The organism is Maribacter zhoushanensis, from assembly GCF_029350975.1.
Taxonomy (GTDB): domain Bacteria; phylum Bacteroidota; class Bacteroidia; order Flavobacteriales; family Flavobacteriaceae; genus Maribacter; species Maribacter zhoushanensis.
This window is the reverse complement of sequence record NZ_JARKMR010000001.1, coordinates 450549-467052: the sequence shown is the minus strand read 5'-3', so window position 1 is coordinate 467052 and position 16504 is coordinate 450549. Positions and strand designations below refer to the sequence as shown.

The 16504-nt window shown below is 36.1% G+C and carries 11 protein-coding genes and 1 tRNA gene; 2 read left to right on the top strand and 10 right to left on the bottom strand.

Translation table 11 applies throughout. From position 1 onward, the window contains the following. Positions 1-215: 215 nt before the first annotated feature. The 4 genes from PXD56_RS02005 to PXD56_RS01990 all read right to left on the bottom strand — a co-directional run bounded on the left by PXD56_RS02005 (position 216) and on the right by PXD56_RS01990 (position 7237). Positions 216-1340, bottom strand: a complete 1125-nt coding sequence (locus tag PXD56_RS02005; RefSeq protein WP_276491685.1) for a glycerate kinase — start codon at positions 1338-1340, stop codon at positions 216-218. Between the two features lie 10 nt (positions 1341-1350). Continuing rightward, entirely contained in the window at positions 1351-2955 is a 1605-nt protein-coding gene (locus tag PXD56_RS02000) for a sodium:solute symporter family protein (protein ID WP_276491684.1), read from the bottom strand. A 114-nt stretch (positions 2956-3069) separates the two neighbouring features. Beyond that, entirely contained in the window at positions 3070-4383 is a 1314-nt protein-coding gene (locus tag PXD56_RS01995; protein ID WP_276491683.1) for an amylo-alpha-1,6-glucosidase, read from the bottom strand. 178 nt (positions 4384-4561) lie between these two features. Beyond that, complete coding sequence (locus PXD56_RS01990) at positions 4562-7237, bottom strand: TonB-dependent receptor (RefSeq protein WP_276491682.1); 2676 nt, start codon at positions 7235-7237, stop codon at positions 4562-4564. A 194-nt stretch (positions 7238-7431) separates the two neighbouring features. Here PXD56_RS01990 and PXD56_RS01985 point away from each other — a divergent pair, with 194 nt between their 5' ends. Further along, entirely contained in the window at positions 7432-8457 is a 1026-nt protein-coding gene (locus tag PXD56_RS01985) for a LacI family DNA-binding transcriptional regulator (protein WP_276491681.1), read from the top strand. 23 nt (positions 8458-8480) lie between these two features. Here the strand turns inward: PXD56_RS01985 and PXD56_RS01980 are convergent, their stop codons facing one another. From PXD56_RS01980 to rseP, 5 genes are all read right to left on the bottom strand, one after another. After that, positions 8481-10022, bottom strand: a complete 1542-nt coding sequence (locus tag PXD56_RS01980) for an acyl-CoA carboxylase subunit beta (RefSeq protein WP_276491680.1) — start codon at positions 10020-10022, stop codon at positions 8481-8483. Positions 10023-10050: 28 nt separating this feature from the next. After that, on the bottom strand, positions 10051-11523 hold the full coding sequence (gene accC / locus PXD56_RS01975) for an acetyl-CoA carboxylase biotin carboxylase subunit (RefSeq protein WP_276491679.1): 1473 nt from the start codon (positions 11521-11523) through the stop codon (positions 10051-10053). Between the two features lie 92 nt (positions 11524-11615). Further along, on the bottom strand, positions 11616-12095 hold the full coding sequence (locus PXD56_RS01970) for a biotin/lipoyl-containing protein (protein ID WP_276491678.1): 480 nt from the start codon (positions 12093-12095) through the stop codon (positions 11616-11618). Between the two features lie 287 nt (positions 12096-12382). After that, a tRNA-Asn gene (locus PXD56_RS01965) sits at positions 12383-12456 on the bottom strand. Positions 12457-12535: 79 nt separating this feature from the next. Beyond that, the gene (rseP, locus tag PXD56_RS01960) at positions 12536-13888 is read right to left on the bottom strand and encodes an RIP metalloprotease RseP (RefSeq protein WP_276491677.1); all 1353 of its coding nucleotides are present in this window, start codon (positions 13886-13888) and stop codon (positions 12536-12538) included. A gap of 162 nt (positions 13889-14050) precedes the next feature. On the opposite strand from rseP, the gene PXD56_RS01955 reads away from it, so the two are divergent. After that, positions 14051-14725 (top strand): SCO family protein, encoded by a 675-nt coding sequence (locus tag PXD56_RS01955; RefSeq protein ID WP_276491676.1) that lies wholly within the window; start codon positions 14051-14053, stop codon positions 14723-14725. 54 nt (positions 14726-14779) lie between these two features. Here the strand turns inward: PXD56_RS01955 and PXD56_RS01950 are convergent, their stop codons facing one another. Then, complete coding sequence (locus PXD56_RS01950; RefSeq protein ID WP_276491675.1) at positions 14780-16435, bottom strand: hypothetical protein; 1656 nt, start codon at positions 16433-16435, stop codon at positions 14780-14782. Positions 16436-16504 lie beyond the last annotated feature (69 nt).

Genomic DNA, 16504 nt, shown 5'->3' with positions numbered 1-16504 from the left:
AGCCTAGCAACCCTTAAACAAATTGTTGTCAATACACCAAAATGAAAGGTATACAGAGCTAATTCTGTGGAAACTATATGCTAGACCATTAATTTGTAGTACTAATTATTTGTTTAACAAACTGCTTTTGTTGTTTACCTATGCCCATCCTGATCTTAAAGGGCAATCTAAATATTAAGATATTCAGTGAATTCTAAAACATACCAAAAGGTATTTTATTTTAGTAAACTTGCAAAATTATAGGCAGCATTTACAAGGTTGTCCTTACTCTGCTCCATAGCTTGTTTTAACGTAGAGATTCCCCGTACAATAGATGACACATAAGCTAAACCAAATTGTCGTTGCTGTGCAACGGTTATACTTACCGATCCGCAAAGTGCGGCAACAGGTATTTTATGTAATTTGGCAGATTTTATTACACCATCTATAGTCTTACCGGACAACGTTTGCTCATCTAGTTGACCTTCGCCGGTAATAACCCAATCTGCATCTTTAATAGCCTTATCAAAATCTGCTAGTTCTTTTACCAAATTATTACCAGAAATTAATTCGCCATTTAGAAAAACAAGAGCACCACCTCCTACACCACCAGCTGCACCGGCGCCACTTACTTTTTGTAAATCGATTTTATAATGCTTTTTAATAATCTCGGCAAAATTGCATAAACCTTGATTAAGAAATATAATCTCATTTTCTGAAGCACCTTTCTGAGCCCCATAAATATATGCTGCACCTTGCAATCCATAAAAGGGATTAGTGACATCACATGCTACCTTAACCGTAACGAGATCCAGCTGCTTATGCTTATTAGAATCATCTATTGTTCTCACCTTAGAAAGATTCTTACCTATAGGGGATATTTCTTGATTGTTCTCATCTAAAAATCGATACCCTAAAGCATTTGCCATGCCCATACCACCATCATTGGTAGCACTACCGCCAATACCTAAAATTATTTCTGTTGCGCCTTTTTCTAATGCATCATAAATCAATTCTCCCGTTCCGGATGTTGTAGTTTCCATGCAGTCAAACTCATCAACATTCAGTAATTTTAATCCTGATGCTTCCGCCATTTCTATATAGGCAATCTTTGTTTCATCAGAATATAGATAAGACGCATTTATAGGTCTAAACAATGGGTCGTTTACAGTAATAGTAACCGTTTCTCCTTTTATATAATGTTTAGCCACTTCCATAGTGCCATCACCACCATCTGCCAATGGTCTCTTAACAATTTCGGCATCTTTGAAAACCATTAGGAGTCCTTCTTCTACGGCATCGCAAAATTCGAATCCGGTTAATGAACCTTTAAATTTATCTGGTGCTATTACAAATTTCATGGCTATAAGATTAATTCAAAATATTTGGTAATGCAACACTAAACGCAACTATTGCTACAAAGTAGGCTAACAATATTGCCACTTCTTTTTTACCGGAATAGTATTCTACCTTTAACCCCTCGTTAACCGTTCTTTTCACAGTATAGCTTACAGCAAGCGCCACTACTATGGTCACCAAACACCCTAAGGCATTCCACCAAAACCAAAAGATTTGCGGTACATATAACCATAGATATATATTGAACAATACACCCACTACTATACCAATATTGGCACCCAGTGCATGTGTTCTTTTGGTTAAAATAGCTAGAATGAAAGCTGCTAAAATAGGACCATAGAATACTGAACTTATCTTATTGATCACCTCTATTACCGTACCTTCTATATTACCAGCAAAGAACGCAAAGAACAAACAAACTAGACCCCAAAAGATAGATAGTAGCTTAGAGTAGGTCATATATTTTTTATCTGGCATATTTGGATTGAAGCGTTTTACAAAATCTTCCATAGTTACCGCAGATAATGAGTTTACCGTAGAACTTAAAGTAGACATGGCTGCCGACATTATAGCGACGATCAATATACCTATAACCCCATTAGGAAGATATTTTATGATAAAAACCGGCACCATTAAATCAGCCTTTTTACCTGCTAAAGAACCAATATTTGCTTGATAAACAGTCTCCATCTGTTCTTGAAAACTTACATCTTGCAATAATAATGTACCTAACACAAGCCCCATTATACAATAGGTCAATGTAAACGGAAAACGAAGTAACCCGTTTGCCATCATCAGTTTTTTAAGGTTAGACATGCTACTTGATGACAACAAACGCTGTGATTGCGTTTGATCTGTACCGTAATAGGATGCATAAAGAAAGAATCCGCCAATTACCATGGGCCAAAATCCGAATTCATCATTACCATCCGCATTATTGAATCCCCATTTACTAAAATCTACCGCTGTAATTCTATCCGTATCTACATGAGTAAGAAAATTATCTACTCCGCCTAGTTCACTAAATCCGTAAAATAGACATATGATGATACCAATAAAAAGTATGGACATCTGAATAACATCTCCCCATATCACCGCTTTCATTCCGCCTTGAAATGAATATACCATTGTAATTAGACCTATGATTAAAATAGAAATCCAAAAATCTAGTCCAATTGTGGCTTGTAGAATCAAAGCCATAGTATACACCATTACCCCTGTAGCAACGGATCTACTTATTTGAAAAACAAAGCTTATTAAAAGGCGAGAAGAAGCATCGAATCGTGTTTCTAAATACTCATAAACACTTACAATACCAGATTTATAAAGTGTAGGTAACACTGCAATAAGCAAGAAAGCCATAGCAAGCGGCACACCTAATTCATAGGTAAGCCATTGCATACCACCACCATCTTTGAGACCTACAAATGCAGGTGCTGAAATAAAGCTAATCGCAGATAATTGCGTTGCCATAGCCGATAAACTTAAAGGCAACCACGATGTTTTACGACCTCCTAAAAAATAATCGCCGCCAGAGTTGTTATCCTTGAACATAAAGCCCAAACCCAAAAACCCTACTAAGTATACGACAATAATGATATAGTCTATGTAGTTCATAAGTTACTTTTTATTCCTTTTAATCAATAGACCTACACCTAAAATACCCATTATATAAAATGCGATTACAAAGTAGTCAATGTAGTTCATATTTAAATCTTTTTTACAGACACACTAATCTGTATTCACCATATCTATAAACAGAGCAGCGCTCCATGAAAAATTGTTACCACCATAACCGGTAGGGTTTTCATCGCCGGTATCTTTTCTACAATCAAAATATTCGTAAAAACCGTATCGTTCGATTAGCTCAATACTATCATTCTTTATTTGCTCTGCCATATCTAGGAAACCATAATTTTTTAACCCTAGAAAAAGCAACCAGTTCATATTAATCCAAACAGGCCCTCTCCAGTATTTTTTAGGGTTAAACCTATCATTTGTAGGATCAAAAGAGGCACATAAATATTTGTCATCTCCACCAAATTTATCCATCATAGTTTTTACCAAAACCTTAGCTCTTTCCGGTGAAGGAATACTTGCAAATAGAGGAGAAAAGGACGAAGATGTAATATGGCGAATTGCTTTTTCATTTCTTAAGTCATAGTGTACGTAAGCACCCAATTCCACGTCAAATAATTTCTCGTTAAAACTTTTTATACTTTTAGATTGCCATTTTTTTAAGGTTTCTATTTTATCGGCATTACCTCCAATTAATTCATACAACTCTATTAATGCTTGATTAGATTTTATCAGCATTGCGTTGAACAATGGATCTTGCACCAAAAAGGGGGATAACTCTACTATTTTGGCATCATCATAATCGTTTTGTTTTGCAATATCAATGAGATATAGATAGTGATCATATTCTCTTTTAGTAGGGCGTTGAGAAGCATCTACATGTGTTGTATCTTTTCTAACAAAATTATATTCTGGCGGGTTCATGGTATCCCAGATATCATCCCAAACGGGAGAATTATCCGTACCGGATTCCCAATTGTGATAGATATATACCAAACCTTCATCTTGGGGGTCTCTATGTTCATAGAAATACACGTGATTCTCAAATACCTTATCTATATCTTCTTTGATATAGTTGAGCATATCTTCTTTATCAGCTGCAATACGATACATTTCTTGTAACACAAAACCAGAAACAGGTGGTTGTGTCATACCTGTAGATCTATATTTTTTAGAGGATAATGAGTGTAATTCAGATTGATGAAAATCTGCACCTGGAAAATAGGAATCGTCATCTGTATGAAAAACGATATGAGGTATAAATCCATTATCCCACTGCGCATCAAGCAATGTTCTCATTTCGGTTTTTGCCTTTTCTACATCATAATGGGCAAAGCCTATTGCTATAAACCCAGAATCCCACTTCCATTGAAAAGGATACAGCCCTGCACTAGGTATAGTAAAACCGCCTTCTTGAAAATTTGCATCTAAAACCGCAATAGCCTTCTTATATAATTCTTTATTCATATTATCTTGTAAATAACCCCGAGACAAGCCCGCGAGGCATTGATTTGAAAACCTAATTAATATTTCGACGCAAGCGTCAGTGCATTTAAGTATCGATTATCGAGTAAAAAAACACATTGGCAATTCTCCAACTACCAATGTGTTTATCAAATGAACTTAAACTAACAACACATACTTTTTAGAAATTGAAAGTAGCCGTCACAAACAATCTTCTAGGCAAAATTGGTCTACCTACAAAGAATTGAGATTCCGTTTGTCCAGCCGCACCTGCTCTAGGGTTACCCTCAGTAATTCCGTCACTATCAAATAAGTTAAAAACAGATACCCCTAAACGAACCGAATTGTTATTATCCTCTTTAGAGAATGTGTAACCAGCACCTAATCTACCTATGGTAATAGCATCTAATTCTATATTATTGGTATCGTCCGTAAATTTTGCACCTGTGTAGTTGAAACCAAAATTGGCGTCAATAACCGTATTGTCGAAGTATAAGCCCAAACCACCTAATAGGTTAGGTTGTCTTGCCAATTCATTACCAACATTAGCTTCTGTAGAAGTACCGTTTACCAAATCAAAATCGGTGTTTTTTGTAATTTCATGATCTTGGTAAGTTACATTACCACGAAGGTTTAAATACTGGGCAAGACTATAATCCCAAGTTGCTTCAACACCAATAGTTCTTGTATTTTGTTCCGCCCTTGTTTCATCTATTAATTGACCGCCAACAATTGCCTGTCTTATAGAAATACGATCCTTAAGACCTACGTAATAACCAGCTACAGAACCAGAGAATTTCTGATTTCCGAATTTGGCACCAGCTTCAAATTGAATAATGTTTTCAGCGTCGTACGGACTTTCAGAAATACCAGGCACCGGAGCAAAACCTCTTAATTGCGGAAAGAAATATCCTTTAGAAAAATTTGCATAAAGACTGGTAGTTTCCGTTAATTCATAAAGACCAGCTAGGGAAAGTGCCCAAGCATTAGCATTTACTTCGGTTCTTAAGAATGAACCGTCTGCCGTTTGTACATCACTAAGTTCTGTAGTAATATCTGGAGTAGTATAAACAGTTTCGCTCATAATACCACCACGACTGTTGATACCATCTGTATGCTCCCATCTGAAACCAACGTCAAAACGCCATTTATCTAATATCATCTCATCAGTTACGTAAAGCGCAAGTCTGTTTTGAGAAAGAAAGTTATTCGCAGTTTGCCCAATACGATTGTAAAGTCCGCCCTGAGAATACACTACATTATCTCCACTGGCATCGGTATAATTTAAATTCACCAATTGTGGGTTATTATTAAATTCTGTCAATACTCTATATTGATAATTAACATCTTCAGCCTCTGTACGAGCTATATAGGAACCAACAGTAATATTATGGTTACCACCATTTGCCGTTTCAATAGATTTTGTAAGATTAATTTCACCAGAGTAATCTGTCATTGGGCGTAAACGATCTACATGTAGGTTATCAATAACCAAATCATTACCGTTAATCTGAGCACCAGATCCACTTTGGTAAGCTGCCGTATACCCTAAATTACCCGGAGCAATACTTTCTACATAATTATCTAATGTAATAGGGTTACCATTAAAACCGTTACCACCAACATACAGTGCAAAGTTGTGCTTATAGTTGGCATATTTAATTTTAGAAGTCAACTTAAGGTCATCTTCAAATCTATAATTGAAATCACCCATTATGTAACCACCAGTAGTTGCAACACCATCAGCGATAGGGCTATTGTATGTTCCACCAGGAGTATTAAAAGAAGTGTTCGCCAAATCTCCAGACAGCAATTGTTCTACAGGGTTGCCATCATTACCGTTTATACGCTCTCTACCACCACCACTTAATGGAATAGGAAGATAAAACTGAGCTTTATCGTCTATAAACTGTCCGCTTAATGTAAACGAACCATTATCAAATTTCTTTTTGATGTTACCTCTAAACTGAACACCTTTTGTTGGAAGACCAACATCTATAGGACCTCTATCATGACGTACAAAACCAGTAAAAGCATAGTATGTATTAGAATCTTCACCACCTAATTGACCACCAGAATAGAAATCTGTTTTAATTCTACCTTGGTTGGCAACTTCAATGTTGATAATATTACCTGGGTTTGTGTCCCCTGTTTTGCTCGTATAGTTAATGATACCTGCAACAGAACCAGCGCCATATAAAACAGCTGCACCACCACGAACAAACTCCACACCTTTAAAACCAATATCTGGTCTTGCGTATACATCATGTGCAGAAGAATTTAAACCGAAAGAACTGATCAACGGCATACCATCATACTGTAAAGGATTAAAAACATACTGACCACCAGAAGGCAAACCTCTAACGAATATGTTACTTGCCGTTTCACCACCTCCACCTTCAGCGGTAATACCCGGCACACTACGAAGAATATCTGCTTGACTGTTAGCTGATAGCTTTGTTATCTCTTTCATTTTTACAGAGCTAATAGATAATGGCGCCTGCTTTTGAGAACGAAACGTACTAGATGCGGTTAAAACCACCTCATCTAATAATTGCCCCCCTTCTTGAAGGACAACATTTACAGTTTGCATAGAACCATCTAAGGTTAACGGTCTATCTACAGATGTAAAACCTATATAGGATATGCGTAACACTTGAGCACCTGTAAGATCTGTAGAAAAAGCAAAATTACCATCAAAATCTGATGTTGTACCCGATGTACTGCCCGCTATTAAAATGTTAGCACCGGGAATAGGTTCTCCTGAACTGTCTGATACGGTACCTGAAATATCGGTCTGTGCAAAGGAGCTTACACTGATTAGAAGTCCGATTACCGCAAAAATAATTTTCTTCATAATGTTTGAGTTTTTTTAAGTTGAGTCGATTCAAATTATCAAATCGTTGATTATGAGACTAAATTATGCGAATATGATACTGTGCTAACTAAAAATTAACGAAATACTTATGCAAACGTTACCGCAAACGTTTGCAATTTATTTTGTAATATTGTTACATACTCAATTACAGCATAATTTACTCATTTTCAACCATGAGCAAAAAGAGAAACACAACTTTAAAAGAACTTTCAAAAGAACTAGACCTATCAATCTCCACAGTTTCTAGAGCACTGAACAATCACCCTGATATTAGCCAAGCCACTAAAGAAAAAGTCAAAATACTTGCTAAGCAACTGAATTACGCACCAAATTTATTTGCTAGAGGATTTAGATCTCGAGAAACTCATATACTAGGGGTTATTGTACCAAACATTGCCCACTTGTTCACTTCAACTATTTTAAAAGGAATTATTGAAGAGGCAGAATTAAGAGGATACCGCGTTATTATATCAGAATCTAATAATGATGAACGCAAACAGGTAGACATGTTAAACACCATGACACAGTTTGGCGTAGATGGTATATTAATGTCCTTGTCAAGAAAAACAAAGAATGTTGACGAAGTATTAAAAGTCTTAAAAAGAATACCTATAGTACTATTCGATAAAGTTTCCAGTAAAATACCATGTACCCAAATTGTTATTAATGAAGAAGAAGCTGCATTTGATGCCGTAGAGCATTTAATAGAATTAGGGAAAAAGCGTATTGCCATTATTAAAGAAACCGAAAACTCCTATAATTCAGAAAAAAGATATGCCGGTTATTTAAGGGCTTTAAAAAAATACGGCTTACCCGTTAAAAATAAAATTATTCTAAGCACTGAAGATATTTCTATTGGTAACGGTAGACGACTTACCAATATCTTATTAAGTATGAAGAAACGCCCGGATGCTATTTTCGCCATTACAGATAATGCGGCTATTGGCGCTATAAAAGCACTACACAAGTTCAAGGTCAAAATACCAGAAGAAATTGCCGTAGTAGGTTTCAGTAACTCCGTAAACTCTACAATCGTTAGCCCTGCATTGACTACGGTAGACCAACCTGGTGACAGGATCGGTCGTACGGCAGTACGGTTTTTGATTGAAGAAATTGAAAGTCCCTCTACAGATGTAATGACCAAAACAGTAGAGATTAAAACGAGCCTAATTGTAAGAGACTCATCCCTTATGGTCTAAAAGCCACTATACGGTAGCTTATATTATAGTGGAATATTACCGTGTTTTTTCTTTGGTAAAACCGCTACTTTATTTTCAAGCATAGTATACGCCTTTATTAATTTTCGCCTGGTATCTTTTGGCAAAATAACCTCATCTATAAAACCTCTTTGAGCGGCGCTATAAGGATTTGCAAATAGTTTAGCATACTCTGCCTCTTTTTCTGCCAATTTCGCTTCAGGATCATCTGCGGCGCTTATTTCTTTTCTAAAAATAATCTCACTCGCCCCTTTAGCTCCCATTACCGCAATTTCAGCACCTGGCCACGCATAATTTAAATCGGCCCCAATGTGTTTGGAATTCATAACATCATAAGCACCACCATATGCTTTTCTTGTAATAACGGTTACTTTAGGTACCGTTGCTTCACTTAGGGCATACAATAATTTAGCACCGTTGGTTATAATACCGTTCCATTCTTGATCTGTACCCGGTAAAAACCCTGGAACATCTACCAATACTAACAGTGGAATATTGAAACAATCACAAAAACGCGTAAAGCGAGCCGCTTTTTTAGAACTATCAACATCTAACACACCCGCTAAACTTATTGGTTGATTGGCGACAATACCAATACTTTTACCTCCTAATCTTGCAAAACCAACCACAATATTATCGGCATAGGCTTCATGTATTTCAAAAAACGAATCTTGATCAATAATACCATTGATGACGTTACGCATATCATAAGGTTGATTTGCATTCTCCGGAACAATATCTTCTAATACATCACGAACTTCATTACCAAGTTCAAATGGAATATCAGCGGGTTTATCTTCACAGTTCTGAGGCATATAACTAATTATCTGCTTTATTTGATTGATACATTGTATATCATTAGCAGCAGTTAAGTGTGTTACTCCAGATTTGGTGGCATGCGTTAATGCACCGCCAAGTTCTTCTGATGTTACCTCTTCATTCGTTACAGTTTTTACCACATTTGGTCCGGTTACGAACATATAACTGGAATTCTCTACCATTAAGGTAAAATCAGTCATTGCTGGCGAATATACCGCACCACCAGCGCATGGACCCATTATGGCAGAAATTTGAGGAATCACCCCTGATGCCATTACGTTTTTATGAAAAATATCGGCATAACCACCTAAAGAACGAACCCCTTCTTGAATACGAGCACCACCACTATCATTAAGACCAATCATTGGTACACCTATTTTCATAGCCATATCCATGATTTTACAGATTTTCTCGGCATGTGTTTCAGATAAAGCACCACCAAAAACCGTAAAATCCTGTGCAAAAACACAAACTTGTCTTCCATTGATAGTACCATAACCTGTTACAACGCCGTCACCATAAAAGACTTGTTTTTCCATACCAAAATCTTTAGTACGGTGGGTAACCAAAGCCCCCATTTCTTCAAATGACCCTTCATCTAACAAAAAATGAATACGTTCATATGCAGTTAACTTTCCTTTGGCATGCTGCTTGTCTATACGTTCTTGACCACCACCCATTTTACCCAATGCTAGTTTCTCCGCTAATATCTCTTTATTATTTTTCATTGTAACCGTTCAAATCCTTATTGCAATTTTACACTCTACTTTTATGCCAATTAGAGACAACATTAGTGGGCACTTTTAATGTCTTATCATTTTCCAGATACAACTTCAAAGCAACCAACGCAGCTATTCTTCTTTCTTCGGCATACTGTTTTTCTAAAAGCTCTGGAGAATAGTAGTTTTTAACAAAGTGAGTATCGAAATTTCCAGAAGTAAAAGCATCGTGCTCACAAACAAATTTGCCAAAAGATAAGGTAGTAGCAACACCTTCTACCTTGTAATCATCAATTGCCTTTATCATTAATTGTATAGCTTCTTCCCTATTTTTACCATAGGTGATCAACTTAGATATCATAGGGTCATAGTAAATAGGCACTTCCATACCTTCCTCAAAGCCATCATCTACACGAATACCTTCACCAATGGGCGTCTTATAGGTTGATAACGTACCAATACTCGGCATAAAATTCGCTAATGGATCTTCAGCATATACACGTACTTCTAGTGCATGACCTTTAATTTTTAAATCGCTCTGCGTGAAAGCCAACTTTTCACCACGAGCTACTTTTATTTGCTGCTCAACCAAATCAATACCAGATATTAATTCAGAAACCGGATGCTCCACTTGTAACCTTGTATTCATTTCCAGGAAGTAAAAATTCTTGTTTTCGTCCAGTAAGAATTCTACCGTGCCAGCACCTATATAATCACAGGCTTTGGCTACTTTGATAGCAGCTTCACCCATGGCTTCCCTAATTTCAGGAGTTAATACTGCAGACGGAGCTTCTTCAACTACCTTTTGGTGCCTTCTTTGTACACTACATTCCCGTTCAAATAAATGAACCGTATTACCATGCGTATCGGCTAAAACTTGAATTTCTATATGTCTGGGTGAGCCTACATATTTTTCTATAAATACGGAACCATCGCCAAAAGCAGCTTGCGCCTCACTGATAGCCCGCTGCATTTGTTCCGGTAAATCTTTTAAGTTTTCGACAACTCTCATTCCCTTACCGCCACCGCCAGCAGAAGCTTTTATTAAAATAGGAAAACCTATTTGCTTAGCTACCTTTTCAGCCAAGGCAACATCTGTTATTGCTTCTTCAATACCGGGCACCATAGGTATATCATAATCACGAACCGCTTCTTTAGCCGCAAGCTTATTCCCCATAACTTTAATAGCATGTGGCTTGGGTCCTATAAACGTGATGCCGTTATCTTCTACCATTTGGGCGAACACTGCATTTTCACTTAAGAATCCGTAGCCTGGGTGAATACCTGCTGCTCCAGTTGCTTTTGCCGCATCTATAACTTTTTCCATTACCAAATAAGATTCTGATGATGGTGCAGAACCTAAAAGAACTGCTTCGTCAGCAAACTTTACATGTGGAGAATGACGATCAACTTCTGAATAAACGGCAACCGTTTTAATACCCATCTTTTGGGCGGTCTTCATTATTCTTAAAGCTATTTCACCTCTATTGGCAATCAGTATTTTTTTCATTAAAACTTAATTTAATCGATTGTCGAAATCTAATTTCTCAGTATGTATCCTAGAAATTACAAGAAATCTTTTATACATATGACGTTGGTGTATTATTCCATTTCAATAATTAACTGTCCTTTTTCTACCGTATCATCTTTCTTCACCTCAATAGACTTTATAGTTCCTTCTCCTTGAGCAAGGATAATATTTTCCATTTTCATGGCAGATAAAACCAATAAGGGGGTGCCTTCAACAATCTCCTGCCCTACCTCAACCATAACATCAACAATTAGCCCAGGCATTGGTGCTTTTACTTCATTCAGTTTTTGGGTAGTTACCGCCAATAATCCCATTTTTTTCACCTGTTGATCGTATTCATCTTCAAGCTTAACCTCATATATATTTCCATTAATAGAAAGTGAGATGGTCTTGTTCAAAAAGTCGGATTCGCGTATTTCTACCTCAAAAGCGGTATTCTCTTGCAAAACATGAAGAGTATGTGCATTAACGGCAATGCTATCTAGAGCATTGGCATCGCTAATTTTGCATTCTATTTCTTCTTCGTTAACGGTAATTAAATAGTTTGACATATATGATTTTGTAAAAACAACTTTTATACTGAAGTAAAGATATTGAAAAAGATTGGCGATAGATTAACCTGGATTGAAATGACTTGTTCTAGTATTAATTCAAATAATAGGGATAGCTACAACTTTAAATAGCATACCGAAAAGAACACCTAATTTTAAGTGATTGGGTGAAGAATTGATTTTACAGAAAAAAATAGGAATAAAGAGTAGAACAGTGCAAACCGCCGTCAATAATGACCAAAAACAAAAAATCCAACCTAAATAAATAGATTGGATTTCGCTTTTTGCTCCCCCTCTTGGGCTCGAACCAAGGACCCTCTGATTAACAGTCAGATGCTCTAACCAACTGAGCTAAGGAGGAAAATAACCCGTTTTAGTTTCCTAAAGCGGGTGCAAATATAGTAGTTTTTTGAAAGTCTCCAAACAAATAAATTATTTTTTTATTTAAATATCGCTTTATAAACATCATTACCGTTTGCGAACAGTAAAAGTGCTATTAAAATAAAGAATCCGGTGATCTGTGCATACTCTAAAAATTTATCACTTGGCTTTCTACCTGTGATCATTTCATAAAGTAAAAACATAACGTGTCCGCCATCTAAAGCTGGTATTGGCAGAATGTTCATAAAAGCAAGAATAATGGATATAAACGCAGTTGTACCCCAAAACGCTGGCCAGTTCCAAGTATCTGGGAACATACCGCCAATAGCGGCAAAACCACCTACTTCTTTATAAGCACCAGTATCAGGATTAAAGATTTTCTTCATCCCCTTAATGTAATCTGTAAGGGTCTTAACACCTTTGTTCCATCCAGCTGGGATAGATTCTATGAAGGTATATTTTAAAGTCTCCACTCTGAAATAACCTTTCTCTTGATATTCCTCCATAGAATTTAATCCGGCATAAACCCCAAATTTACCTTCGTCAGAAACTTTTGCGTTCAAAGTAATTTTATTCCCATCACGAATTACTGTAACAGGAACACTTTTTCCTTTATTGGCAGCAAGAACAGGAATAACTTGATCTTGAAATTCAACGGCATTCCCTGCAATATCAACAACTGCGTCACCAGCTTTAAATCCACTATCCTTATTTTGAGAATCTTCAGGAACTTCTCTTATTACAAATGGTATTCTGTAATGAATAAATCGAACTTGCTCCTTATTTTCAGAAATTGTTTCTATAAAATTTACAGGAATTTCTTTCTCAATTTCTTGACCATTACGTTCAATAGTAAAATTCTCTCCATATACCACTTCTGGCACTATACTATTTAACTTAATAATTTTTTTACCATCTACCGCAAGAACCTTATCTCCCGTTTGTATACCTAGTGCATCACCCAAAGTAGTATCAGTAATCCAAACTCCATCTTTCAAACTATCATTTGCAACATATTTTTCACCATAAGCATATGCCAGACCAATGAAAATAACTACAGCTAAAATGAAATTAACCGTAACACCACCCAACATTATAATTAAACGCTGCCAAGCCGGTTTACTTCTAAACTCCCACTCCTTTGGCTCTTCCGCCATGGCTTCTTTGTCCATGCTCTCATCTATCATTCCAGATATTTTCACATATCCGCCTAATGGCAACCAACCAATTCCGTATTCCGTCTCTCCTATTTTCTTTTTGAAAAGCGAGAACTTTACATCAAAGAACAAGTAAAACTTCTCAACTCTAGTTTTAAAATATTTAGCTGGTATAAAATGCCCTAACTCGTGCAGAACGATAAGTATAGAAAGGCTTAAAAAAAATTGTATTGTCTTTATTATAATAGGGCTCATTCTTTTTTCCTGAAAATTAAAATCGCACAAAAGTACATTTTTACAACCGCTAAAAAAAAGAAACGCATTGAGGTAGTGGTATTTTATGAATAATTTATCAGCGTATACGGCTTATTCACTTGAAAAAGATATACCGCTAGCGTACCTTTGTAAAAAATTCTTATGCGGTCCTTTTTCGCTAAATTCAAGTTATTCGGCCTGGTACTGTTACCCATTTCTGCAGTTATCATGTATCTTTTTTACAATGCTTTACAACCCGTTAAATTATTACCGGTCTATTCACCTGCCATGGTAAATGCCGAATTAGTGGCTGAAGAGATACAGCATGTTAGAAAATACCATACTATAGCCGATTTCTCTTTGACCAACCAAAATGGAGAGACCATTACCCAAGATAATTACAAGGGTAAAATTTACATTGCCGATTTCTTTTTTACCACCTGCCCTACTATTTGTCCTATTATGACCAAAAACATGGTAGATCTCCAAAAAGCACTAGGCAAAGATTCTGAAGTGATGCTTTTATCTCATTCGGTTACGCCGGAAATTGACTCGGTGGCTCAATTAAAAAAATATGCCTTGGAAAAAGGGGTCGATGATAGCAACTGGAATCTGGTTACAGGCGATAAGAAACAGATTTATGAGCTAGCCCGTAAATCTTATTTAGCCGTAAAGACCGATGGCGACGGTGGACCATTTGATATGATCCATACTGAAAACTTCATTCTAGTAGATGAGAAAAAGAGAATTAGGGGTTTTTACGACGGAACAAAAAAGGAGGATATTGAGAAACTATTAAAAGATATTGAACTACTTCAGGAATCTCATAAAAAATAAAAGCCCCCAGTACAGATTGCAAAGGGGACTTTTATAATTTTAAATATTTAGAATTTATTTACAAGCTTCTGAAAATGCTTTTGCAATCTTTATCTGATCTTCTTCAGATTTTGAAAACTCACCACTATCAATACGATCTGCAAGTACTGGACAACTAGCAAAAAATTCTGCACTAGCTGTTTCAGCCTTTTTAACGCCATCTATACTAAAGTAATATGTATCAACATCCGTTAAATCTTTAAATAGTTTTATACCAGTACCAGTGAATACACGTTGCATAAAAATCGTACTATTTAAATTAAACCCAGACAGACCAGCCTCTGTAGATTTGATAAAGCCTTTTTTAGGATTAACGGGCTCAAACACTTTATCTTCAATTACTATTTCAGAGACCTCTTTACATTTTAAAGACGAGTTTTTAGTCTTACCTTTTGCATTAACGTAAGTTACGGTAACTCTTTTCGCTGTAGTATCGCCACTAACATCCAACATAGTACCACCTTCAGCTTCTTTTCCCGGAGGTGAAAAACGCATGGAAATTTTACCTTCCATCTTTTCACCATCATCTTTAATTACATAACCTACCTCATTATCGATATTATTACCTTCAATGGTTTCTTTTCTTGCAATTTCAGCTAAAACTGGATCAACAGTATACCCTTCAGAATAGATACGCTTACCTGTAGCCGTATCATAATTAAAAGTATACCTTTCATAATGCTTATTGAAAGCGTTTCTTTTGGCTTTTGTTATCCATTTCTTTTCTTCAGTCTCCAAAGCCATATCCATATACTTAGATGCAGCCTTAAAATCTTCTTGCATCAACGCAACGTTATATAGGTTCATAATTAGTCCCCATCCTGCTTTTTTACCAGCTTTACTTGATAGGTCATACGTAGCCAATTTTTCTTCCCAATACGTTCTAAAAGATTGTAATTGTTCTTTACCTGCTCTTAATTCTTCTATATTGGTAAAAGCGGCAGACATTTCTTCAAAAGCCATAACCTTAGCTTTTGTTTCATCTTCTAGACCTTCTGTTTTCTTATCTTTTATAAAATAAAACTTTTCTGCTTCGCTATTAGATCTATTATCATAATCCGCATAAAGTAATGGAGTCAATTTCTTGGCTAAAAAGTTTTCTCCAAGACTTCTTCTTAAATATTCTTCAACTAAATATGGAGTTCCCTTAACATTATCATCGCCTATAATAATCAAGAATTTTTCTTCTTCTTCAAAATCAAATGTAATAACCTCAGGAATAATTTTACCCTGTGGGTCTGCCTTTGCAAGCACGGGAATACGATTATAATGTACGCTTTCTCCGTTCAGCATAGTCAAAACCGATATGGCAGCATCTGAATTAGGCACAATTGATACGCTGTATTTTTCTTCACTCCTATTTCGAGTAAATTTCATATCAAGATCTTTGATAGTCAATCCTTTTAAAGCAAAAAGAAAATCTGGCGTTCCGTTTTCATCTGTTAATTTCGTAAAATCTTGAAATTTCAAAGCATTATTAAACGCTTCTTCAGTAAACGGTAAAGCGGCATCCTTAGAGTTTGCAAAGGCACCCATATATGTATTTACATTTTTGGGAACAGGTTTTTTCGCATAACTAGGAATTGCGACTGTAATGTTCTTTCCTTTGGTAGACTGTCCAAAAATTGAGAGTGTTCCAAAAAGGAACAATACTAGTAATGGTTTTTTCATGATTGGTTGTTTATAAATTTAATTAAGTTGATTATTCTTGTCTTGCCTTCCGTAATATTTGTAATGCTT